Raw genomic sequence first — 24,106 nt, forward strand, 5'->3', positions numbered from 1 at the left:
TTGCCGCAAGCCGCGACAATGTTCCGGCGCCGACATTCAGATTCTAATCGCGAATTCCTGAAATGCCGAAGCGGATCAGCCGTCGAGAAAAATTCCCGCCCAGTGCTCGACGAGTGCGGCCCGCCAGAGGCTTCGCGCGGCGAACGAATCGCCGGCATCGAGTCTGGTAGTGAGCAACTTGAGTTTTTTCACATCGAAGCAGCCCCGATCGGCGAAGCTGCGAGAAGCGACCAGATCGCTCCACCACGCGCGCAGGCCGCCGCGCATCCAGGAGACGATCGGCACCGAAAATCCCAGTTTGTCAGTGCGGTCGAGGACGGCATCGGGCACGATCGTCCTCATGGCGGACCGAAGGGGCGCCTTGAGCACACCATCGCGTATCTTCGACTCCATCGGAATGGACATCGCCAGTTCGACCATCGCGCGCGACAGAAACGGCACACGCGCCTCAAGCGAGAATGCCGACGAACTGCGATCCTCGAATCGAAGCAGCGCCGGCAGGCTCTCGCGCCGAAAAATGCTCCATGCGCGCCGCAGAACGGCGGGCGTGCCCTCCGGCGGGTCGTCGGCAGGCGGCGCCTGGATCCCAATTTCGTCGCATATTCCTTCCGGCTCCTCCACGTCCAGCAACTCCGTGGAAAGCCACGGTTGACGCCGCGCAAGCTTTCGCCGCCGCCAATCGTCCCGACGACGATCGGACAGCATCGCGGCGATCACATGCGGCCATAACCCGCCTTCGGCGAAGTGCATCCGCCTCGCAGCGCGCATTTCGCGAAAGAAATCGGACCAGCGCCCCTGAGCGACGAGATGCGCAAGGAACGCCGGAATGTGCCCTTCGTATCCGCAGAAGATTTCATCGCCGCCTTGCCCGTCGAGCAGAACCTTGATGCCCGCGGAACGGGCCGAGCGCATGATCTCCCATTGCATGTACACATTCGGCAGCGCGAACGGCTGTTCCTGGTGCCGCAGGAGCGACGGCATCGCTTCGATCAACCCCTCCGGGGAGGGAGTCACAACGTGCGAATCGAGACCTTCACAGGCCGCGACGACCCTGTCGGCATAGCCCCGTTCATCGAGCGCATCGCCCGGCAATGCCGCAGTGAAGGCGTGCTGGGTCAGGGGTGCGTCGGTCAACGACCGGTCCGCGCGCATCCGGTGAAGCAGGCAGACAATTGAAGAGCTGTCGATGCCGCCCGACAAACAGGTGCCGATGGGGGCATCGCCTTGAAGGTGGCTGCGGACCGATTGCGATAGCGTGTCGCGAATCTCGGCGTGGATCGTCTCATCGCAGACCCCCGGATGTTCCGCGTAGTCCGCCCGCCAATAGCGATGAGTCGTCCCACGGCCATCGATCGCCCCCCGGGCACGTACGTCCAATTCGATGTAACAACCAGGCGGCAGGGAGCCGACTCCATCGAAGAGCGTCTGATCCGTGTGATCGATGCGGCCATCGTAAAGAAAATCCCGCAGACGGGCTTCGTTCACGCCGCGGCGCGCACCGGGAAGGTTCAGCAGCGGCAGAATCTCAGATGAAAAGGCGATTCCGTAATCGAACTTCGCAAGGTGAAGCGGCTTGATGCCGAAGCGATCGCGCGAGAGCACCAATCGCCCGGCGAACCAGTCGACGATTGCGACAGCCCACATGCCGTCGAGCCGCTTGAAGCAATCCGGCCCCCACGCGCGGTACGCGGCCAGAAGCACTTCGGTGTCGCAATGACCGGCGAAGGTCATGCCGCGTGCCGTTAATTCCTCGCGCAGCGCCGCGTGGTTGTATATCTCGCCATTGAAGACAAGCCAGGTTCCGCCGTCGGCCGTGGACATCGGCTGATGCCCTGCAGGTGTCAGGTCGACGATCGCGAGTCTTCGGGCGCCCAGCCCCAGCTTTGTGGGTAGATACTGCCAGTCCACCGTGTCAGCCGGACCGCCCAGTACGCGGGCGACGGCCGGAGAGCCATTCTGGCCAAAAACGACGGCGCCGCCGTCGTCCGGCCCGCGATGGTGCAATGCCTGCGTCATCGTGGTCAGCCAGCCGGGGGCGGCCGGGTTCATTTCGCTCAGCAGGATTCCCGCGATTCCACACATGGATCGATAGCGAAACGGCGGAAGGCCGAAATGTCAAAGCAGGCGCATCGATCAGACGGATCGACCCGGGCATTGATCAAGCGGAGGGATGCCCACTCGGCGGCGATTCGACGAGCCTTCGGAAGATCGTGCCATAAAATGCGGCAACCGACTGCGGAGCGAATCGGACACGCGCGGCTTCCGCGATGCGTTCGCGATCGTAGCTGTCGATCGTACGCGCCATCCGGTCGATCGCCGTCCGCAACCCGTCGACGTCCCGCATCGCCACATGCAGGCCGTTGGTTTCGTTCACGAACCGCTCGCAGGCCGTCCCGCGCGTGACGATGACCGGCAACCCGACGCACAGCGCCTCTGCGACGGCCATCCCGAATGTCTCACCGTGACTGGGGATCACAAGAAAATCCGCGTTGAGCATTTCGTCGCGGACACGCTCGCGGGACACCTCGCCGAGCAGGCGGCACGTCGCCGTGAGCGGCATGCTCGCTGCGAGCGCGTCGACGCATGCCGCCGAAGGCGACCGCCCGGACAAAGCGGCCGCTTCGAATGATTTCCGAATGTGCGGGCCGAGCGGCCCACTGCCGAGAAATCGCCACTCGATCGGCGCGGTTGTGCCGACCTCAATTGCGGCGTGGACCAGTTCGCGCACGCCCTTTTCCTCGGTGAGGCGACCAACAAACAGCGCCCGCAGTGCGCGCGGCGGTCGATATGTTGTATCGGGAATCGCGGACGCTGGCCGCTGCGCCTCAAGAAACTCACGAGCGACGGGATTGCCGCAGACCGCGATCTCGCGGCCCAAGCCGTAGCGTCCCATTTCGTCGCGGTTGAACTCGCTGACCGTCACGATGGCGGCACTTCGCGTGATGGCCTCTCGGACGAAGGGCTCGCCGGCGCGCCGGTTCATCAGGGCGGCGAACGGACCGAAGTGCTCCGTAATGACGACGCGCCGGGAGATGGCATCCGAAAGGGCGGTGCAGGCCCAACCCGCCGGAATCGAGCACATCGCATGCAATATTTCCGGATTACCATGCAGGCTTCGATAGGCCTCCAATCCGCGGCGAAGCCATGCCCGAAAGCGCCACATCTGAAGTCGCGGCTGGCCCAGCGCGGTATGCAGTCCTCGGATGCGAATCACCGGGATATCGTCTCGCAGAGACTCCTGTTCAACATGCGGCACGAGCGGCGCCCTTGGCGATTTCGCCGAACCGGACGGCGACGCGCTCTCACCGCTCGACCGACCAAGCACATGTCGCAGGCTGACCAGGTCCGGATAGACGACGCCCACGCGCGCGCCGGAATCGGCAAAGGCCAGTGCGTAGTCGCGAAAGAAAATGCCGGCCGACGGCTGTTCGGGTGACGGCCACCAGGCTGGGACAATGACAAGATGCAGGCCGGAAAGATCCGCCATGGCTGTCCAATCGGCTGAGTCTGGGCATTCCGCGTCGGGGATCACGATACCAATAGACGCGCGGGGTCACAAACCGTTAAATGCTGAATCGTGAGCGACACCCTGCCAGTTGCAAGACGGCGCATCCTGATTGTCTCCTATTGGTTTCCGCCGGAGGTCGGCGCAGCAGCCGAGCGGATCGCAGGTCTCGCACAGTATCTGCCGGCACATGGCTGGGATGTCCACGTATTGACGGCTGTCCGCACGGGCGGTGTTGGCGCGGCGGTTGCCGAAGCCGAGGCTGATCGAAATACCGCGTTCGACGTTTCCGCGCCGGGGGTCACGCTGCACGCGGTCGAAGACCCGCGGGGAAGCGATCGACCCTTTGGCGACTTTGATCCGCGGGTGAAACCTCCGAAATGGAAGCGTCTGGCGCGAGAGTTGATCTTCCCGGATCGTTTCGGGCGCTGGGCACGGCGCGCCGCCGCAACCGGGGCGGAACTGGCGCGGTCCATCTCCTTTGATGTCGTGTTTGCGACATTTCCGCCGGCGAGCACGGTATGGGCCGCGTTGCGAATTGAGTCCCCCGCGAAGTTTGTCCTGGACTATCGCGATCGGTGGTTTGGTCCGGGCGGCTATGAACCCCGATTCGAGCTTGCGCGGCGACGACATGAGCGGCTGGAGCGCCTGGCGGTCGCCCGGGCGGATCGAATCGTTGCGGTATCGGAACCGATGGCGGATGCGATCGCGCAGGAACAGGGTATCCCGCGGGCGAAGGTGATTGTGATTCCGAACGGCTACGAAGTGAGCTCGCGCGATGGTGCGACACGCGGCGGGGCAGCGGCGCCGGAGCCGATGCGCCGTGACCCTGACGATCGACTGGTGATCGCGCATGTCGGGACGGTGATCGCCCGAAATCGTCCGGAGCTGTTTCTGGCGGCGCTCAAGCGTGTCGCGGACGACCCGCGACTGTCCAACATTCTCTTTCGATTCGTCGGCAATCTTTCGCACGACTATGTCGCATCACTCGGATTGAACAGGCTCGTTGAAACGACCGGGCTTCTGCCGAGAAACGGGGCGCTTCGCGAGATGCAAGCGGCCGACGCGCTGTTGCTGCTGACTGGCGCCTATGTCGGCCACTGGGGCGCCAGTGCGAAGCTGTTCGAGTATCTGCAATCGGGCTTGCCGGTTCTATGTCTGGAAGAGGAACCCGGCAGCAACGATCGAGCGATATTAGAGCGTTTCGTGCCGGATCGTGCGTTCTTCGCGCCGATTAGCGACGCGGACCGGATCGCGGAGCAGATCACGCGGATTCGCGCCTATCGGGCAGGGCGTCCCGCACCGGCGATGGAGCTGGACGCATCGTTTCGCGAGTTCAGCCGTGCCGCCCTGACCGCGCGGCTGGCCGAATCGCTTGAAGCTGCGTTGGAAGGGTGAGCCCGCGCGGCGATTGGCTCAGCGCTGTGCGGCGGGACGAAGGTCATAGCAGACCATGTCCTTGTGGTTTCTCGCGAAGAGCAGGCCTCCGGCGAGGGCGGCGTTGTTCCACGACTTTCCTTCGAGAATCCGGATTCGGCCGATCTCGCGGTGTTCCGTCGGAGTCGCCTGGACCAGCGCGAGTTCGCCATATTCGCCGAAAACGAGCAGATGATCGCCGACGAGCAGAACGGATCCGTAGCCGTAGCGTCCTCCCTTCCAGTTGAGCTTTCCAGTGTCAAGATCAAGACACGCCATGACCGTTTCGTCGAGGCCGTAGATTGCACCATCGTGAATGACGGAGGAGGTGAACTTGTTCTTCAGCCGTGTGCTGGTCCATTTCGGGCGTGCGGTGATTTTTCCATTGGCCTGTGTCAACTCCACCATCGCGCTGCCGATTCCATAGCCGAGAGAAATGAACACATGTGCATCATCAACAACGATCGGCTGGGAGCAGGTAATGCCCATTCCGGTCGCCCACGGGAACGACCAGAGGCGCGTGCCTGTCTGCGGATCGAGGCCGTTGAGTTCAAACGCGGCAAAGTTGAGCACCATCGGGCGCCCGAGGAGCGTTGCGACGATCGGCGATGAGTAGCCCTGTTTGCCCATTTCGGATTGCCAGATCAGCGTTCCATCCGCTTTCCGATAGGCCATGATGGAGCCGCCGCCGGCCCCGGAATTGGTGACGATGAGTCGCTCACCGTCGATCAGGGGTGACGCGCTCATGCCCCACTGCAGGTTCTCGGCGCCGAAGCCGGTCAGAATGTTTCGCGTCCAGACGATTCGGCCATCGGCGATGTCGAGACAGGTCAGTTGTCCGGCTGCGCCGAGCGCGTAGAGGCGGTCTGCGTCGAGCGTGGGGGTGGCCCGTGGTCCGTCGCCGCCGAGTTGCTCTTTGAAGTAGGCGTCGTAACCTTGCGTCCACAACTCGCGGCCGGTGTCGGCGAGGTAGCACGCGATGACTTCCTGATCGCGGCGCTGTTCGATGGTGTAGAGCCGGCCGCCGCCGAGCACGAAGGAAGCATAGCCCTCACCGACGGGCTGTCGCCATCGCTCCCTGGGCGGATCTTTCCGCCAGTCCAGCGAAATCACCGTGCCGTCGCGAACAACGCCGTCACGATATTCGCCGCGAAACGCCGGCCAGGATAATGCGGCAAGATCGACTGCCTCGACGGCGGAATTCACCCCGGAGTTTGAGACGCCCATTTCACTTGCCGGCGACGGTTGATGTCGGCGATGCGATTCGACGCGTTCAAACTGCGCGGAGCCCTTTGAGAAATCCAGGCGGAACCCGGCCAATGACATGCCGCCGTCGAATTCCCAGTAACGCTGTAATGAGACAAGCATCACGAGCACGAATACCGGCAGCGCGGCCAATGCCGCCAGAACTTTTGTCCAGCGGCGGCGGCTGCGGCGGCGGATGAGCGCAACGAGACCGACCGGGTAAAGCAGGATCAGCGCCATGCTGACCATCGGAATCGATAGCCACCAGCGCGATTCGCGCGGGGCAGGGAGATCCGGCAAGGTACTGGAAGCAGCGGGGCATTCTTCAGTCATTCGGCCGCATTATAGTCGCGACCGAAACCGTCGGCGGAGGGGGGCGCAGAAGATAGTCATCGCCATTGACACGACCGTAAGCGTCATGCTTCCACCCAATGCGCCGCAAACGCCGGACCCGCCACCGGTGCTGCCGCCGGCATTTGCCTGCGGATCACAATTGATGCCAGCCCCGGTGCCTGTGGCGTCGAAGTCTCCGGAGAAGAGGACTTCGTCGGTGTCGGGATCGATGATCTCCCAGGAGCCGGTGATTCCGCAGGAGCCGAATTGTGCAATGATTCTGGCGCGTCGTCTTGAAGAGGAGCTATCAATGGTGATGGCCCCGCTGTCCGACGGAGTGCGATTCGCATAAATCGTCGCCGGAGTGCCGGCAAAGCCTACTTCGCCCGCAAACTCTCCGGCGAATCGGAGGCTGATCTTCTCAATGCCGTCCTGAAGGCATGTCGAGTAGGTGACCTCGCCGGACAATGCGCCGGTGTATGTTCCTTTTCCAGCGCGACAGGAATCCGGGATGTCGAATGCCGCAAACAGATCGTTCGCAAAATACGCACCCGTGATCACAACAACCGAAACACTCCAAATATGCAGACGAGAAGATGGACGAATCGTCGTCATATAGAATCACTCCAGATTCAATATCCAGTGCTGATACAAGAAGCCACTCTCGGCACTCCGGCGCCGGTCAGCTTAATAGTTTATTTAGTACCATCTGGCGATTCAAGCGTCGCCCGTGGCACCAGGTCGGCGTCTGAAACCCGTTGAGCAATCAGGATCGCTTCGCTGTCGCACGTATTGCCGGCAGCGGGTTTCCGTCCGGTGATTCGACGTGGACACAGAAACCCCAGTCGCCGCCGCCCTGGTTGATTTTCAGGAACAGTTCGTTTTCACCTTTCTTCAGTCTCACCGGCACGCGGTCCTGCTTTGATGTGTATGGCCGGCCGACATTTACGCGGAGGACTTCTTCACCATTAAAGCGCACGATGGCGCCATCATCGGTGCCGATGGCGAGGACGGCGTCCATGTCTTCGGGGGCGTCGAGGTAGGTCAGTGCATAGGCCACACTCTCATACACCCGGCCGCCGAAGACATCGTCGAAGTCGATGAAGAATTCGTCGGCAAGGTTGGACTCGGGGGTGATCCGGCGCTCGACGAGTTGCCACTTGATCTTTCGGCCATCCCTTCCCTCGTATTCGGCGGCGAGGTCGATTTTCTCGTCCGGGGGGAGTTGGGTGTCAAAGGATTTGGCGAAAGGCACATCGAAAGGACCGAGGATCTGCCAGGCGCCGATGGAGGGCAGAAGTGTCTGGGTCAATGGCAGTGTAAGACTGCGGGCCTTGTTGCGGAGCGTCAGCCGCCCTTCGAGGACCGTTGTCTGCGTGATGGGTTCGATCGGAAAGACGACCGACGACAAGCCGCCGCCGGATGTTCGTCCGGACACGGCCTTGAGCGGTTGGATAGAACGATCGCCCTGCAAGAATGCGACCTCCGCGGTCCAGTTACCGAGGCCGAGTTGACCGCGGGTCAATTCCCATTCGACTGTCACGGTATCCGGCTCGTCCGGCCCTTTGGATGGTGTGTATTTCATTCGTCGGTAGATGCCCAGCAGCCGAGTCATCAGTCGTTGTTTGATCCGGGTGTCTTCATCGGATTCAAGAAACCGAGTGACGAGATTCCACGTCCGGGTGTCGAGGCCGCCCTCAGGCTGCGCCGGATCGGGTCCCAGACGTGATTCAATCTCCGCCAGGAGCGACAGGTATGCGGATTCATCCTTATCCGCCGCGGTCGCACTACTGAGGTCGAATTCACGTGCGCGGATCGGCCTCGGGTCGTCGTCGCCACCTTTTGACATGCGATCGCCGAGCGGAATCTTCGCTCCGGCCCGGGCGAAGAGCGGGATTTCGTCAAGCGGGACAATCAACCGCGCGGTCGCAGGGCCTTCATACCGCCGGCCTGTAAACCAGTTCACCCATTTCCCGGGCGGAAGCCACACCTCAACCATCGCGCAGCCGCTGATCGGGTCGGCTGGCTCCACAACGGGCGATACGAGCAGGTCGTCACCAAACATGTATTGGTTCTTCCACGCGTACGACTCCTCCATCTCCGGCCATTCATAATAAAGCGGCCGGCAGAGAGGAATGCCTGTGTCGTGGCACCGTCGGGCCATCGCGTAGATGTAGGGGATCAGCTCGTAGCGGAACTGGTATGCTTTTCTCGCGGCTTCAAAATACTCGGTCGGGAATTTCCAGATTCGTCGCTCGGCCAGCGGATTCTTCGTCGTGTGGGTGCGGAGGATGGGACTCAAGGCGCCCCATTGAATCCAGCGCACATACAGCTCCGGATCGACCGGCCCCGGCTGGTGGCCGCCGATGTCGTGACTCCAATAGGCATAGCCCACATTGCCGGCCGTCGCGGTGAAGTAGGGTTGGAATGCGAGCGAAGGCCAGTTGCAGAAAGTGTCACCGGAAAAGCCGATCTGATAGCGATGGTTACCCAGGCCGCCCCACCGACTGAAGATCAGCGGCCTCCTGCCGGTTTCCCCTTCGCGGTCAACCATGTCCTGCCAGTGGAGATGATTCAGCGCGATCAGCGGATCGAGATTTCTGATCTTCGTGTGTGTGCCCTGCTGCCAATCCATCCACCAGAAGTCGACGCCGATCTTCTCCAAGGGATGATGCAGATATTTGAAATAGGCGTCCATGTATTTCGGATCGGTACAATCGAACAGCACGCGCTCGATCTTTTGTGGGTCGAGGCCCATCGCCTTGCAGACATCGGGGAACGCCCTCTCATGTTTGCCGACCCCGTCTGCGGGATGCAGATTCAGAGTCACCCTCAAGCCCTGCTGATGAGCCCACTTGAGAAAGCCCTCCGGATCAGGAAAGTACTGCGAATTCCATGTGTAACCGGTCCATCCATCGAGGTGCCAGTCCATGTCGATGACGAGCACGTCGAGCGGCACCCCATTGGCCTTAAATTCGGCAACAAGCTCGCGCAGTTCCGCATCGCGATAGGCCCAGTAACGCGACCACCACGCTCCGAATACAAACCGCGGCGGCAGTGGAATTTTCCCGGCGATCTTCGTGAAATCGCCGAGCGCTTTTTTGTATTCATGCCCATAGCCGAAGTAGTACCAATCCAGCGCGGCTGCATCCGCGCGCTCGGCAAACCATTGCCGGCCGTCGAGCTTGTCGAAGACCGGCCTGTCTGAATCATCGACGATTGCCCAGCCGTCCCGGGAGAGAATTCCCTTTTCAAGCGGCGTCGCGCCATTGACACCATCAAGCGTTCGACAGGTTCCCAGCAGGTTGCCGGTGTCCGGCGTGCCCGGCGTCCAAACGTGCGGTCGCTTGTTGAATTCAAACACCTGAGTGATCGACAGATTGTGCCTGTCGAAGGGTTTGCCGTTGTCGCGATACCGAACAGACACGCTTGAGGTTTTCAGGACGTGCATGCCGGAAGGATCGACGATGTGTTCGAAGGCGGCCGCCGGCGTGCGGTCGATGAATGCCAGCGACGGTCGATCCTCGAAACGACCGTCCGCGGACCACTCCAATCGAATCAGGCACGGTGTTAACGCAGTGAACCGGGCGCGGCCGATGTTGACGATCGCGCCGGCGCCGGGCTGCGAAGCCGACTCCTGTGCGGCAGCGACGCACGGTAGAATCACCATTACAAACGCAGCGAGCAGCCGGGAGCGCATGGAGCGACCTCCGAACAGAAGCGTGTCATGGACGGATGCAGTAGAGACAACCGGCATATTAAACGTTTTACTTCATTTACACGAGCCGAATTGTTCGACACAATCCGTCCGCCGGCGTCAACGTCCGGCAGCGGCGACCAAGAGCACTCATGGCGGCGAACCGAATTGAAAATCTGATTCGTTCCCAACAAGCCGGCCTGGTGTGTGTCGTCTTTATTCTCTATGTCGCGCTCGCGGCCTTCGGTGGTTCGGTCGAGCGGGACGGAGTCCGGGTTAACACGTTTCTCCAACTGGCCAGCCAAGACCTGCTCTACAAAGAGACCGCCTATTGGGCCGTCATGGCGATCGGCGCGACGCTCGTCATCATTTCAGGCGGAATCGATCTATCGATCGGATCCGTTTACTGCCTGTCGGCCGTCACCGCGGGGCTGTTTTTTCAGGCCGTTGGTCCGTCGGGCGAAGCCGCAGGCGCATCGGCGGCCTGGGTTCTGCCTGCCGGAGTGTTGATCTGCCTCGGCACCGGCGCGGTCTGCGGCCTTGCCAATGGAGTCATGATCACGGCACTCGGCGTTCACCCCTTCATCATCACGCTCGGCACCATGGCGATTTACCGCGGCATCGCCTTTGTCATGACGGGCGGCCAGACGCTGCGCAATTTTCCCGAATCGCTCACTCACGGCTTTGTCGGCATGAATATAGGCGGCCTGTACCCCGTGCCCGCGTTCATCATGATCGCGTGCGTCCTTGCGGCGGCGTTTCTCATGAACAACAGCATTGCCGGGCGGCACGTCTATGCCGTCGGCGGGAACGAATTGGCCAGCCTCTATTCCGGCGTCCGAGTCAAGCGCGTCAAGATCGGCGTCTACACGGTGTCGGGACTGACCGGCGGCCTGGCGGCACTGATTCTTCTGGGCGACTATGGTTCGGCAAATTCCAATACCGGCTTTGGATATGAACTCAACGTGATCGCCGCGTCGGTCGTCGGTGGCGCGAGCCTGTCGGGCGGCCGCGGCAGCGCATTCGGCGCATTTCTCGGTGCGCTGGTGATCAAGCTGATCGAAAAGGCCATCGTGATATTTCAGATCAACCAGGAATACAGCAGGATCATCATCGGCATGGTGGTAATCTGCGCGGTGGTGCTGGACCGCTTCAGCGCAAGAATGATGGAACGACGCATGACGCGCGGCAATGCATGAAAGGCCGGCACGTCACCAAGCGGGGAGAACCTTCGATGAATACGAGACAGATGCCAGTCCATTTTTTCGCGTGGCTGATTCCCTTCGCTGTATTATCCTGCGACTCAAAGCCACAGAACACCGCACCGACAAGCGACCCATCCACCGGGCGAAAAAACGCCTACAAGATTGCCCTGATCGCCAAGAGCCAGGGGAACCAGGTTTTCCAGGCCGCCCGTGTCGGCGCGGAAGATGCGGCCGTGGAGATCGGCGAAAAACTGGGCATGAAGATCACAATCGATTGGCGCACGCCCAATGAGGAAGACGCCCAGAAACAGGCCGAATACGTCGAGCAACTGGCACTGCAGGGCGTGGACGGCATCGCCATCAGTTGCAGTGATGCCGCAACCGTGGCATTCGCAATCAATCGGGCCGTCGATCGTGGAACCGTCGTCATGTGCTTCGACTCCGACGCGCCGACCAGCAAAAGGCTCTGCTACTTCGGCATCGACGACGTCGAGTGCGGCCGTACCGTCATGCAGGAGACCGCTAAGTTGCTGGGCGAGGCCGGCGGCAAGGTCGCGGTCCTTGCCGGCAATCAGACAGCGCCGAACCTTCAGGCCCGCGTGCGCGGCGTGCGCGAGGAGGCCGCGAACCATCCGAACATCCGAATCGTCGATGTCTATTACCACGCCGAGACGCCGCAAGATGCAACCGCCAAAGTCGAGGAGGTGCAGACGGTCCAACCGGACATCGCGGCGTGGGCGATGGTCGGTGGATGGCCGCTGTTCACCGATTCGCTTCTGAAATGGCCGCCGGGCAGGGTGAAAATTGTCGCCGTCGATGCGCTGCCGGAGGAACTTGAATATGTCCGCCGCGGCGTCGCCCAGACGCTGATCGCTCAGCAGGTCTACGAATGGGGATATCGGAGCGTGGAGATTCTGATCGACAAGCTGCATTTTAAAAAAGACCCGCCCGCCACGCGTGTCATCGGCCAACTGACGCCGGTCACGCTTGAGAATGTCGACGAGTACGCCCGGAACTGGCGAAAATGGCTGCGCAAATAGACTCCGCGGAATGTGATTCGAGAAGTAACACGCAACGGCCGAGGCGCCCGTGCTCCTTCAGTTCGACAACATCACGAAGCGATTTCCGGGCATCACCGCGCTTGACCGCGTCTCTTTCGCCGTTGAATCCGGCGAGTGCCACGCCATCATGGGCGAAAACGGTGCGGGGAAAAGCACGCTCGGAAAGATCGTCGGCGGTATCCTCGCGGCCGACGGTGGCCGCCTTCTCCTTGACGGCCGACCGGTTCGATTCCGCTCGCCAAGAGAGGCTGCAACGGCAGGCATCGCCATCGTTCATCAGGAACTCGCGTTGTGCCCGAATCTGCCGATCGCGGAGAACCTCTTTCTCGGCGCTCTTCCGGCGCGTCGCGGTCTGCTCCGGCGAAGACACCTGCACCGCTCAACCGAAAGACTGCTCGCCGAGGTCGGGCTCGATGTCGATCCCACGACACCGATGAATCGGCTATCCACCGCACAGGAGCAACTCGTCCAGATCGCGGCCGCTGTCGGGCGCGGTGCGAGAATCATCGTCCTCGACGAACCCACCAGCTCACTCACCCAGCCGGATGCCGAACGCATATTTGAACTGATGCAGCGCCTTCGGTCCGCCGGGGCCACCATGCTCTACGTCTCCCACCGCATGGATGAGATCAAACGGCTTTGCGGCCGTGCCACCATTCTTCGCGACGGGCGATACATCACCACCGTGCGCACCGCTGATACAAGCGACGATGATATCGTGCGTCACATGATCGACAGACCCTTCGACGCATACTGCCCGCGGCACGCCGTGCAGCCGCCCGGAGAAGCCCGTTTGTGCCTGGAGCATCTTTCCGGCAGCGCGTTTCGCGATGTGTCATTTGAGGTGCGCGCAGGCGAGATCGTCGGTCTTGCGGGGCTGGTGGGCGCCGGCCGCACCGAGGTCGCCCGCGCCATCTTCGGGATCGATCCGATCAGCGCCGGTCGCATTTTGCTGAACGGACGAGCCGTTGACATCAACTCACCGCGTCAGGCCGTTTCCGCGGGCATCGGCCTTCTGCCCGAAGACCGAAAGCGACAAGCGCTCGTGTTGTCGATGACCTGCAAGCAAAACATGTCATTGCCGTCGCTGGAGTGCCTCGGCGGCGGCCGACTGCTGATCAATCACCGAGCCGAACGCGCGCTGGCGACTCACTTCTTCTCAGCGCTGCGAGTCAGAGCGCCGGACATTGATTCACCCATCGCCGGATTGTCGGGCGGGAACCAGCAGAAGATCGCGCTGGCCCGATGGCTAGCGCGGCGATGCGGCGTACTGATCCTTGATGAGCCGACACGCGGCGTGGACATCGGAGCGAAGGCGGAGATTCACGCGATGATCGATGAACTGGCAGCCAACGGGATGGCGGTACTGCTGATCAGCTCCGAGTTGCCGGAACTGCTGCGGCTCAGCGCGCGGATCCTGGTGTTGACCGGGGGGCGCATCGCGGGCGAACTGTCTCGTGCGGATGCGACGCAGGAAAATCTCATGCGGCTCATGGCCGGCGCGGCCTGACAAACCCCACGATGCCGAACAGGTGTCACCGATATTGCTGCGGCAGGACATCCTCCAATGCGCACACGCGGGCCCCGTCGTTGACTGCCGCCCGCACCCATGTCTGCCAATGCTCCATCCGGTCCATGTCCTCGGCAAGAATCCACGGATGGAACACGATCGACGCGAAGTGTTTCTGCTGCATCGCCTTTCGCAGGACGCGAAGGTGCTTTGAGATCACGGCGTCGCGCGTTTCATCGCTGCGGCGCAGGCCCCGATCGTCGGTGTAAGTCGGAATCCGCACGACCGCGGGCGGACCTTTGACGATCAGGTAAGGTCGCTTTGCGTGGTCGTGCTCCGCGCTGTATCTGAAATTCTGCCTCGCAAGCTCCTGGCACAGACGCATGTCCCAATGAGATCGCGGCGCGCGAAAACCGATCGGGCGATAGCCCCGCTTCGTGAAGGCCGAGCGACACGAAAACACCAGCTGACGCACGGCATCGTCAGTCAGACTTTTCGGCGATTCATCCGCGAATCCCAGCACGGAAATCTCGTGACCGGCATCGGCGATCGTCGCGAGATGATCCGGCGCGACATCGCAAAGTTTCGCCGGGCAGTTGAACGTCGCGCGGACTTTCAGGTCCTTCAACGTCTTGAGGATGGTCTGCATGCCGACGTCAAACAGGTATTCGCTCTCATACAACAGGCCGCGCTCAAAATTGAAGCACAGGCCGATCGTAGGGCGATCGATCGGCAACTCGATGTGGGCCGGCGCCTCAGCGGCGCTTTTCCTGAACCGGCTGAAGAGTTTCCCGAACAATCCCACGGACTCCTGAAAGAACAACGAAACGATACAACGCACTCTCGCCGGCCACGCCGATTTGCAGACTCACGACGACAGGGCCGCGGCCGATCGTTTCTGACTGACAATTTCCTGAAAGACCGCTTCCAACTCTGACACATGCCGACGCATGTGAATGCGCTCCCGCAACAGCAGCGCACTCTCCGACATGCGCTGACGAAGAGCGGGCGACATCAGATCGGTGATTCGACGCGCCCACATCCCGGTGTCGTCCGGCGTCTGGATCACGAATCCCTCGCATCCATCGCGAATCACCTCCGACGCGCCGTTGAAGGCCGTCGTGATCGCGGGGACGCCGAAATACAGCGACTCCAGCACCACGCGGCTGCACGGATCGTAATAGGTCGGATGAACGCACACATCGCTCGCGCAAAAAAGTGCGGCCGCCCGCTGCGACGGTCCGAGAAAGGTCACCGACTGCTGCAAGCCGCAGGCATCGATCCTGCGTTGAAAAGGCACGATGTTGTCCCGTCCCACGACCAGTAGGCGAACGTTGTGCCGCCCCCCCACCTGCAGCCGCGACATCGTCTCGATCAGCGGATACAGACCTTTGAGCCTGAAGTTATGGGCAAGGAAGAGCAGTAGCAGCGTGTCATCCGAAACGCCCAGCTCGCCGCGAACCTCCGCGCGCAGACGCGCTCGCTCGGCATCATCGGGCAGGGTGGGACAAACGCCGTTGAATATCACCCGCGCTCTCGGCGGCAGGACGTTGTAATACGTCTCGCACTGACGCGCGACGTAGTTGGACACGCAGGCGATCAACGGCCCGCCCGCCCGAAACACCCGGCGCTCCAGTTCGAGCATGGTCCGCTGCTTCACGTTCAACGCCAGCAGGGCGCGCTTCAGCAGACGGCGCGAAGCCGTCGGCCGCGTGAACACGTTCCGGGACATCGTCTCGACCAGCAGGCCCCCGCGCGGCTGGTACACGTCGGCCTCCGGCATCGGTGCGATCGCATGAACGATGTCAAAGCCGTGTTTACGCACATAAGCCGCGGCCCGTTTTGCGAAAACGATCGGCCGGCGGGATGCCAGCAGCGACGGCGCGTTGATCGTGTGGATCGTAATGTCAGGCGACGACTGCGCATTGGTCGCCGTAATGACGTGCACATCATGGTCGCGCTCACGAAGCAATCGGCAAAGCTCCAGCGTGGATGTCTCCGCGCCGCCACGCCATGCCTCCATTCGCTCGATGACCACGCCGATTTTCACGTCAGCTCCGATTCGACTCGCGGCCGCGACTGTGCTGCCCGTCCTTCACGCACGCGCATGTCGCGCCTGTCGTCGAACATCGTGATGCGCCGTCCGCCTCGTCCGGCGCTCCACGGCAGTTCGCAACGCCGCGTGGCGCTCGAACGCACGTCGGGATTCTCTGTTCCGCACGGCGGACGCCGTCAGGTAATGATACAGAAATCGCACGCGGTCGGCACGAGTGACCACTTCCGGCGGCGAGCTGTAGTCCATCGCCGCCAGGTCCTTCACGACCCACCGATCGTCCATCAAGGGTCGCTCAATCATTCGGGCCAGGTCGATCAGATAGAGCACGATGCCCCCTTGCCCGGTGCGATCGACGAATACGTGGCACAGATACAGGTCACGATGGTACAACCTGTTCAAATGCAGCCGGCTGACGACCAGTGCCAACTGGCGAATGATCTCAAATCGATCTTTCGGCGAGATTCGGCCACCCCCACCCGGCCTCAGACTATCGGCCAGTTTTTCAAGCGAAAGACCCGGCACCGTGTCCGTAATGAGAAAACTGCGACGTTCGAAGCCGCCGCGCATCTCCTGACCCTCAGCGATGGTCGTCATCGTCGGGATTCCCAGGCCCAGGAGAATCCGCGCGAAACGCGCTTCGCGCCGGGCGGAACTCCGCCTGAATCCGCGCGTCTCGATAATCCGGCGAAGCTGTTCGCCAAAGGGCGGATGACGATAGCGTTTCAAATAAACCGTTCGCAATGCGCCGTCAGCCGCGGGCATCGAGAGCCGCACGCGGTCTCGATGCGTTGCGAGGCCGGGCTTGGAAAGCGCCTGTCCCGCGTCGAGCCTGAAAACGGCATCCAATGAATCCAGCGCCGCAGCCGACATCCGATCGATGAAACGTTCGTCAACAGTCATGTTGCAGTTCCGCGCATGGTGAACCCGGCGCGGATGCACATAGCCGTCCGGCAGCCGCGGGAGCCCGCCGAACAGACGCCGCACCAGAAAGTCGGTCAACGGCGCCTGAGCCGGATCGATGCCGGCCGCCTTGAAGATCGTGTGATGATCGTCGCCATTCAGTGCCATCGGTCTGCCACCATCGATCAACGTGCAAAGCGTCGCCATCGTCACTGACCGCTGCCATGCCGCAACGTCCCCCGCGGGGCGCAACCGGCGGACTCGCTCCAGGTCGATCAGGCAAAAACGCCAGTCGCACGCGCTCTCGTCAGTCTGCGAACCGTGCGCCGGCTCCGCGAAGATGTGCTTCGGATCGAAGTCCGGCCAGTCGTAGCCGGCGGTCACGATTCGGCGGACCAGTTCACCCAGACTGCGAAACAGGTCCTGTCGATGCGCGGCGTTCAACTCCATCGGCCGAGGAAACCCCGGAACGATCCACTCCTCCAAAGTTGTCCGAACAGGCGATGACTCCACCAGAAGGAAAGCCTGCACGGGAACACCGAATTGCCGGCGTTCGCCAGCAGCCACCCGTTGCATCGCAGGCAGCCCGGCCGCGCGCCATTCATCACAAACCGCCCACTCGTGCATCGGCTGGGACACCGGTCTTCGAAATCGCAACATCGGCCTGATGACATGCGACGGCGGCACGCAAAACACGCGCTTCAGATAGAAGCGGACACGCTGTCCGTTGACCGCCAGTTCCAGCGGAACGGTCTCGCGATGCCGATGGCGGCTGACCGCCGGCCCCGCGGGCGCATTCATGAAATCGTCAAATGTGCGATACCCCGCGGTCGCGAGCGCGTCACGATAGGCCGGCTCAATTTCAAGTCGAATTGTCATCAGGCCGGTTTGTGATCTTTCTTGCGGCGGTCCGCCAGGATCGCAGTGACCAGGGCGCGATCGGCAACGCTCAATCGCCGTGCACCCCGATATCGCAGCAGCCAGCGCAGCTCCTCTCGCTCGGACACGCGACCCGACGCGCCCTTGTGCAGGCTCGACAGATCTCGAAATCGACCGTATTCGCGGCCGATACGCCAGCCGCGCGGTCCACCACGGGACGAGTCGATGAGATAAAACCTCGGCGCCGCATCTCCCGAGTCCGACACGAGCACGTTACGCAATTGCAGATCAACATGGAAGAAGCCCGCCGCGTGCATCCGCGCGATCAGATCGGCCAGATTCGCCAGCGCCAATTTTCGCTTCGACGCGGCTGCAACGCCGCCCTCGGACGCAAGACGATCAAGCCACTGGTCCAGCGGAACCGAATTCGGAACGCCATGGGTGAGAATGAAACACTCGCAAAGCCGGCCTGATCGCCGGCGCCGACCCGTTGCAATCACACGCGGCACCACTTCCCCGCAACGCTCGCGCAAGACCGAATAGTTCCTCGCTTCAGTACGGCAACGATCACGCATGACAATCGAACGCCATCCCGGCCGCGGATCCCGATAGACTTTCAGATAACACTCGCCTGCCGCGCCATCCAATGTGATCTTCCGTGTCTGCGCCGATCCCCGCTCGGCGACAACCGTCCCCACGACGCCTGAAACAAAATCATCGAGTGTCCGCAGTGACAATCGTTCAAGGAGGGGTATCATGTCTGCTTCGAGAATATCGAGTCGTTCGCCCATCTGCACCCGTCCCGGTCAGACCACTTCAAGGGACTCGGCGACCGGAGAATCGAAGTAGGAGCCCCGGCGGATTCGTTCCAGCTCGGCCGGGCGAAGCCGATCAGACTGGGTCTGCACGCGCCGCAGCCATTGACGCCTCTCCGGACTGAGCCCGTCCGCGTCGAAGTACTCCAGCAGAAACCGCAGTTGATCCGCCTTCGAACAGAAGTGCGGAGCCGCGGCCCCCAGCGCCGCCAGATCGCCGACGATGCTTTCGATCCGGCGCTGCGCCAGGCGAATGCGCCGGCCGACCGATGCGTCGATGAAGTAGAACTCGAACCGATCATCCGGCAGCGCCCTTATGAGAACATTGCGCCAGAAAAGATCAAAATGCACGAAGCCCGCTTCATGCATGTGGCGGATCTGTCGCGCCAGAGCCGAAAGGATCTCCCGGCGCAGCCGCACCGCCCGGGTCGTGCCGCGATGATCCGCGAACTGCTTGATGAATGATGACAATGGTATGGCATCCGGAACGCCCTCGGTAATCAGAAAACAGCTGCGGACGAAGTGCCCGATCCGCCGCTCCCCGTATGCCACCGGCCGCACCGCCTGAATCCCAAGCTGTCGCATCAGGCTTAGCGTTCGAAACTCGCTCGCCGCCCGGCTCGAACCGAAGAACGTCCCGCGAAACATCGCACGAAACCGGTGACGCCATCGCGGATAGTGATAACGCTTCACATACAACGTCGTCGGGCCTTCGTCGAGATGGACATAGATCGTGTCCGTTGTCCGGCTCCATGCCGCCAAGCCGTCACCATGGCAGTTCAGGACCGCCTCGACCGTCTCCAGCCCGGCAAGGCGAAGGTGCGCCAGATACACCCGATCAATCGTGATGGAGTCGCTCACCAGCATGAAGGCCCCGTCTCACCCCGCACGGCCTGCACCACGCCGGCCGCGCGACCGTCCCCACCCTCACGCCACGGCGAGAGGAACTCATCCACCGCCTCCAGAACCAGGGACGGTTCCAGTTTTCTCATGCAGTCATGATGCTTCAAAGGGCAGGTACGCGCCATGCACGGCTGACACGCCAGCTTCAGCATCACGTTACGCTCTTTCGAAAATCGCGTCACCGTCCAGGCCGGGTCACTGGATCCGTAAATCGTCACCACCGGAACATCAAACGGCGGCGCAAAATGCCGCGGACCCGTGTCGTTCGTAATCAGCAATCGGCTCCGGCGAACCAGCGCCTTCAGCGGCCCCAGGCCCAGCGGAGGATCGATGAAAATCTCGATCGGCTCCTTCGCGGCCGCCTGGAGTCCTGCCGCGATGTGCCGCTCCTTCGGACCCAGCGACGCCACCACCCGCGCGCCATAACACCGCGTCAACGCATCCGCCAACGCCGCATATTTCTCCGGCGGCCAGCATTTCGCCGAGCCGAAATTCGCGCCGGGGTTCAGCACCACGAGCGGACGCGAAGCATCCAGCGCCCCCAGCCGCCGATCGATTGCCGCCTCGTCCTCCACCGACGTCGCAAGAACCATCTGATCATCAACCCGCTCGCAGCCGATATGCCGCGCGAGCGTCTGGTAGTAGTCCATCGCCGGCACCGGGACGAATGACCCACCCGCACGAACCGGCGTCAACCGGTCCGACAACAGCCAGGATCTCCCGTCACGCGCATAACCTATCCGACGCGGAACTCTCGCCAACCAGACGACAAACGCAGAACGAAACGAATTGGTCAAAAGAAGCGCGGTGTCGAACCGCCGATTTCGCATTTCGCGCAACAGGGAAAAATGACCGCCCAGAGTATTCTCCGAAGGCCAATACAGGCAGTCGTTTGCAAGTTGTGTCCCCGCAAGCACATCGGCAACGTATCGCCGCAGAAGGAAGGTGATCCGCGCCGCCGGAAACCGCCGCCGCACCGCCGACAGCGCCGGCGTGGCCATCACCGCATCGCCCACCCAATTCGGAATTGAAATCAGGAGGTTGCCGGGCTCAGCGATGGATGTAGACTTCGGCGACATCGTCAGCACAAGCATAGTCTATCACGACACTTGCGCGTCGACAATCCGAGCCCGCGCGCCCGCCGGCGCCAGTCCGTTTCTTTGACATCCTGTCGGCGCTAGCCTACATTAGCCTGATTCATACGTTGCCCGTCGGCGGCCATTCGATCATCGCGCGCCGCCGGGCGGGTCAAGGAGACCACTCGCATGGGCTTAATGGACGGCAAAAAGGGCATCATCTTCGGCGTCGCCAACGACCACAGCCTCGCGTGGTACATTGCCGAACGGCTGCATAAGGAAGGCGCTGAGATGGCCTTCAATCATCTCCCAGGCGAAAAGATGGAGCGGCGCGTCCGCAAGCTGGCCGAACCAATCGGAGCAAAGCTGATCGCCCCGTGCGACGTCACCAAGGATGAAGACGTCGAAGCATTCTATAACCAGTATCGCGAGCATTACGACAAAGTCGACTTCATCGTGCATGCCATCGCATATGCCAATCGCGAATGCCTCACCAACCGGTTCTGGCAGACCGGCCGCGAAGATTTCAAGCAGGCGATGGACATCAGCGTATATTCCTTCATCTCCGTCTGTCAGAAGGCTTATGATCTCTTCCGAGAGGGCGCCTCGGTCCTGACGCTCAGCTACCTCGGCGCCATCCGCTTCGTCCCCGGCTACAACGTCATGGGCGTCTGCAAGGCCGCACTCGAAAGCTCGGTCCGCTACATGTCGGCAGACCTCGGCGACCTGAAGCGTGTTCGCGTCAATGCGATCAGCGCCGGCCCCTGCCGAACCCTCAGTTCAGCAGGCATCGGCGGTTTCGATCAGATTCTGGACCACTACCCAACCAAGTCACCCTTGCGGCGCAACATCGAATCGAAGGAAGTCGGCAGTGCGGGGCTTTATCTCGTCTCCGATCTTTCGAGCGGCGTAACCGGTGAGATTCACTACGTGGACGCCGGCTACAACATGGTCGGCTGGTGACATTCGTCTTTATCGCACCCGGCGACCCGTCCGATTCGCCTCCAGCAAAAACCCACGCCGCCGGCCCGGACGAATTCGTGATTTGCGCCGGCCGGCTCAAACCGCGCCGATGGCGGCACGCAGGTGACGCATGAATCAACCCCGAAACCGCATCATCTTTCGGCTCGCCCTCCTTGCCGTCTCCGCGTCGATCGGCTGCTCCGGTCAGGACGCAGAAATCCGATCGCGGATTGTAATCGAACCCGAACAGATCACAGTTGACTCCGCCGCGACGGACCGGCGCATCGTCATACTCGACGTTCGCACGCTCGATGCCTATGACGCGGGCCATCTCACCCGCGCCGTTCACGTCGATCCGCACGAATGGAAGCAGGCCAGTCTTGCAGCGGACGAAGGCATCGAGAACGCCGACGAATGGAGCCGGCGTATCGGCGATCTCGGCATCGACGCCAACACGCCGGTGCGCATCTACGACGACGGCAGCATGAACGATGCCGCCCGCGTCTGGTTCATTCTCCAGCTATTCGGTGTCACCGACGCGACCGTGCTCAACGGCGGCTGGGCCGCAATCGCGGCAGCGCCGGACAATCAACGACCCGCCGTCTCCCGGACGCATCATCGACCGAAGGCTCGACACTTCACCGCCCGGCCCGTCCTCAAGTCCCGCCCGGTTCAGATACAGGACCGCGCCGAAGTACGAAGCGCCATCGAGGATCGGTCTGTCCAGATTCTCGATGCACGAACACCCGGAGAGTTTCGCGGCGAGATCACCCACAACAATCCTCGCGCCGGCCACCTGCCCGGCGCACTCAATCTGCCGCATGCCAATCTGATGACACCTGATGGCAGACTCCGTTCGCCCGACGAACTCGCCGTCATTTTCGAGAAAGCCGGCTTTGTCAGAGGTCGTCCGATCGTGACCTATTGCGAGAGCGGCGGTCGCGCATCGATCGCCGCCATTGCGGCCCTCCACGCCGGATTTGGTCCGGTCACCAACTACTATCGCAGCTATTCCGACTGGTCCCGCGACGCCGCCTGCCCCGTCATCGGCGACTGACCGATTCGCCCCCGCCATCCACATCGCCCGCCTGACCGGCAAACCCACGCAAGACACCGCGCCGGTCATACCCGAAAAAAATCAAAACTTCGCTCGGAAGCTGCTTGACGTTTGGCCGATGTTAGGATAGACTTCGATCGGCATGGTGGAAGGGATTGGCCTGATCGGCCTCCACGCCGCCCGCCGCCGAAGTCGTCCCGACCCTCTCTCTCGGCGAAAGGAGCGACCATGGCGGCACAGGCAGGCGCGTGCATTCGGGCCGGTGATCTCCCACTTTGCCTCACAGGCCCCGGCGGAGACTATGTTCGCGGGTGGTCCTGCGAGGATTGGCCGAACGAATCGGAGCTTCTCAACCCGGCTTCGGCTCTGCTCGGCGATTCGCGCGGATCCGGTCGCGAATCTTGCTCGTCTACTGTGTCGGCGGCGCATCGCCGTGGCGCGCCGCACGATGACGGCGACCTGCGCACCGCTGTGACGCTTGTTTCACCGAGTGCCGCGTCGTCGGTTCGACGCTGGCGGGACAGCCTCTTCGAGACGATCGCGAGCGTCTCAAATCGGCTGCGGCTCGCCACCGACCGAGCGGCAAGACGTTTCGTGCCCTTGCTGGTTCCCATGGAGCCGGCGCGGGACAGTGGAGTGGAATCGCGGGCCGGCTCTGCCGCGTCGACCCGCTCAATCGTCGAAACCGTGGCACGCGACGCCCGGGCAAACCGTGGTCCTCTCGTCTTGCTTGGACCGGAAGGGCTGCTCGGGCGTCCGTGGCCGCATTGCATCATGGAGGAGTCCGATGTCGTCGCCTCGCCGCAAGTCCGCAGGTCGTCCGTCACGGAAGCACGTCGCCCGCAAGCCGCGCACCCAGCCGTCACGCACGACGCGCCCCGCGACCCCGCGCCAGACCGAAATCCTGACCTATGTCCGGGACTACACCCACAAGCATGGCTATTCCCCGACGTACGACGAGATCGCCGAGCAGTTCGGAATCTCAAAGGTGACGGTGTTCGAGCATCTCACCATTCTCGAAGAAAGGGGACTCATTCGCCGGGAGAAGCACAAGGCTCGCTCTTTGCTCCTGGCTGACCACCTTGAACTTCCGGACGAAAAGCCAAGCTGCATTCGCCTGCTCGGCCGGATCGCCGCCGGCACGCCCATCGAGGCCGTGCAGGATCGTGAAGTGCTCGACCTCGAGGACATCTTCACCTCGCCCCACGGCGTCTACGCGCTTCAGGTCCGGGGCGACAGCATGATCGACGATCACATCAACGACGGCGATTTTGTGGTCGTCGAGAATCGCACCTCACCGCACAATGGCGAGATGGTCGTCGCACGCCTGCCCGAGGACGATGAAGTCACTCTCAAGCGCTTCTATCGTGAACGGGGGCGCATTCGCCTTCAGCCGGCAAACGATAAGTACGAGCCCATCTTCGTCGAGAACTGCGAAATTCAGGGCGTCGTCATCGGCGTGGTCCGTCGCGTCTGACGCCCTCT

General features: G+C 62.0%; 18 protein-coding genes. 7 read left to right on the plus strand and 11 right to left on the minus strand.

Annotated features, from left to right (window positions below):
* Positions 1 to 75: 75 nt before the first annotated feature.
* Positions 76 to 2,082, minus strand: coding sequence for an asparagine synthase (glutamine-hydrolyzing) (asnB, locus tag KF841_14385; protein MBX3396546.1), 2,007 nt, complete (start codon positions 2,080 to 2,082; stop codon positions 76 to 78).
* 76 nt (positions 2,083 to 2,158) lie between these two features.
* Positions 2,159 to 3,487 (minus strand): glycosyltransferase, encoded by a 1,329-nt coding sequence (locus tag KF841_14390; GenBank protein MBX3396547.1) that lies wholly within the window; start codon positions 3,485 to 3,487, stop codon positions 2,159 to 2,161.
* A 90-nt stretch (positions 3,488 to 3,577) separates the two neighbouring features.
* Here KF841_14390 and KF841_14395 point away from each other — a divergent pair, with 90 nt between their 5' ends.
* Positions 3,578 to 4,903, plus strand: a complete 1,326-nt coding sequence (locus KF841_14395) for a glycosyltransferase (protein MBX3396548.1) — start codon at positions 3,578 to 3,580, stop codon at positions 4,901 to 4,903.
* An 18-nt stretch (positions 4,904 to 4,921) separates the two neighbouring features.
* Here the strand turns inward: KF841_14395 and KF841_14400 are convergent, their stop codons facing one another.
* From KF841_14400 to KF841_14410, 3 genes are all read right to left on the minus strand, one after another.
* The gene (locus KF841_14400; GenBank protein MBX3396549.1) at positions 4,922 to 6,499 is read right to left on the minus strand and encodes a PQQ-like beta-propeller repeat protein; all 1,578 of its coding nucleotides are present in this window, start codon (positions 6,497 to 6,499) and stop codon (positions 4,922 to 4,924) included.
* A 9-nt stretch (positions 6,500 to 6,508) separates the two neighbouring features.
* Entirely contained in the window at positions 6,509 to 7,114 is a 606-nt protein-coding gene (locus KF841_14405; protein MBX3396550.1) for a hypothetical protein, read from the minus strand.
* A 151-nt stretch (positions 7,115 to 7,265) separates the two neighbouring features.
* Positions 7,266 to 10,199 (minus strand): hypothetical protein, encoded by a 2,934-nt coding sequence (locus KF841_14410; GenBank protein ID MBX3396551.1) that lies wholly within the window; start codon positions 10,197 to 10,199, stop codon positions 7,266 to 7,268.
* 149 nt (positions 10,200 to 10,348) lie between these two features.
* Here KF841_14410 and KF841_14415 point away from each other — a divergent pair, with 149 nt between their 5' ends.
* Genes KF841_14415 through KF841_14425 form a run of 3 tightly spaced genes read left to right on the plus strand, consistent with a single transcriptional unit; the run spans position 10,349 to position 13,972 of the window.
* A complete protein-coding gene (locus KF841_14415; GenBank protein ID MBX3396552.1) occupies positions 10,349 to 11,395 on the plus strand; it encodes an ABC transporter permease in 1,047 nt (348 codons plus the stop codon).
* A 50-nt stretch (positions 11,396 to 11,445) separates the two neighbouring features.
* Positions 11,446 to 12,441, plus strand: a complete 996-nt coding sequence (locus KF841_14420; protein MBX3396553.1) for a substrate-binding domain-containing protein — start codon at positions 11,446 to 11,448, stop codon at positions 12,439 to 12,441.
* A 49-nt stretch (positions 12,442 to 12,490) separates the two neighbouring features.
* The gene (locus tag KF841_14425) at positions 12,491 to 13,972 is read left to right on the plus strand and encodes a sugar ABC transporter ATP-binding protein (GenBank protein MBX3396554.1); all 1,482 of its coding nucleotides are present in this window, start codon (positions 12,491 to 12,493) and stop codon (positions 13,970 to 13,972) included.
* 25 nt (positions 13,973 to 13,997) lie between these two features.
* On the opposite strand, the gene KF841_14430 is transcribed toward KF841_14425, so the two are convergent.
* The 6 genes from KF841_14430 to waaF all read right to left on the minus strand — a co-directional run bounded on the left by KF841_14430 (position 13,998) and on the right by waaF (position 20,604).
* Entirely contained in the window at positions 13,998 to 14,771 is a 774-nt protein-coding gene (locus KF841_14430; GenBank protein MBX3396555.1) for a polysaccharide deacetylase family protein, read from the minus strand.
* 69 nt (positions 14,772 to 14,840) lie between these two features.
* Positions 14,841 to 16,022, minus strand: a complete 1,182-nt coding sequence (locus KF841_14435) for a glycosyltransferase family 4 protein (GenBank protein ID MBX3396556.1) — start codon at positions 16,020 to 16,022, stop codon at positions 14,841 to 14,843.
* A 45-nt stretch (positions 16,023 to 16,067) separates the two neighbouring features.
* Positions 16,068 to 17,807 (minus strand): hypothetical protein, encoded by a 1,740-nt coding sequence (locus tag KF841_14440; protein MBX3396557.1) that lies wholly within the window; start codon positions 17,805 to 17,807, stop codon positions 16,068 to 16,070.
* The gene (locus KF841_14445) at positions 17,807 to 18,598 is read right to left on the minus strand and encodes a hypothetical protein (protein MBX3396558.1); all 792 of its coding nucleotides are present in this window, start codon (positions 18,596 to 18,598) and stop codon (positions 17,807 to 17,809) included. Before KF841_14445 ends, KF841_14440 begins: the two co-directional genes overlap by 1 nt.
* A 15-nt stretch (positions 18,599 to 18,613) precedes the next feature.
* Entirely contained in the window at positions 18,614 to 19,489 is an 876-nt protein-coding gene (locus KF841_14450; GenBank protein ID MBX3396559.1) for a hypothetical protein, read from the minus strand.
* The gene (gene waaF, locus KF841_14455) at positions 19,480 to 20,604 is read right to left on the minus strand and encodes a lipopolysaccharide heptosyltransferase II (protein ID MBX3396560.1); all 1,125 of its coding nucleotides are present in this window, start codon (positions 20,602 to 20,604) and stop codon (positions 19,480 to 19,482) included. The genes KF841_14450 and waaF overlap by 10 nt, the downstream gene beginning before the upstream one ends.
* 186 nt (positions 20,605 to 20,790) lie before the next feature.
* Between waaF and KF841_14460 the strand changes: the two genes are divergently transcribed.
* The 3 genes from KF841_14460 (at position 20,791) to lexA (ending at position 24,098) form a co-directional block, all read left to right on the plus strand.
* A complete protein-coding gene (locus KF841_14460) occupies positions 20,791 to 21,564 on the plus strand; it encodes an enoyl-ACP reductase (protein MBX3396561.1) in 774 nt (257 codons plus the stop codon).
* Between the two features lie 130 nt (positions 21,565 to 21,694).
* On the plus strand, positions 21,695 to 22,621 hold the full coding sequence (locus KF841_14465; GenBank protein MBX3396562.1) for a sulfurtransferase: 927 nt from the start codon (positions 21,695 to 21,697) through the stop codon (positions 22,619 to 22,621).
* A gap of 787 nt (positions 22,622 to 23,408) precedes the next feature.
* Positions 23,409 to 24,098, plus strand: a complete 690-nt coding sequence (gene lexA / locus KF841_14470; GenBank protein ID MBX3396563.1) for a transcriptional repressor LexA — start codon at positions 23,409 to 23,411, stop codon at positions 24,096 to 24,098.
* Positions 24,099 to 24,106 lie beyond the last annotated feature (8 nt).

The sequence above is a fragment of the Phycisphaerae bacterium genome (assembly GCA_019636475.1).
GTDB lineage: Bacteria > Planctomycetota > Phycisphaerae > UBA1845 > UTPLA1 > JADJRI01.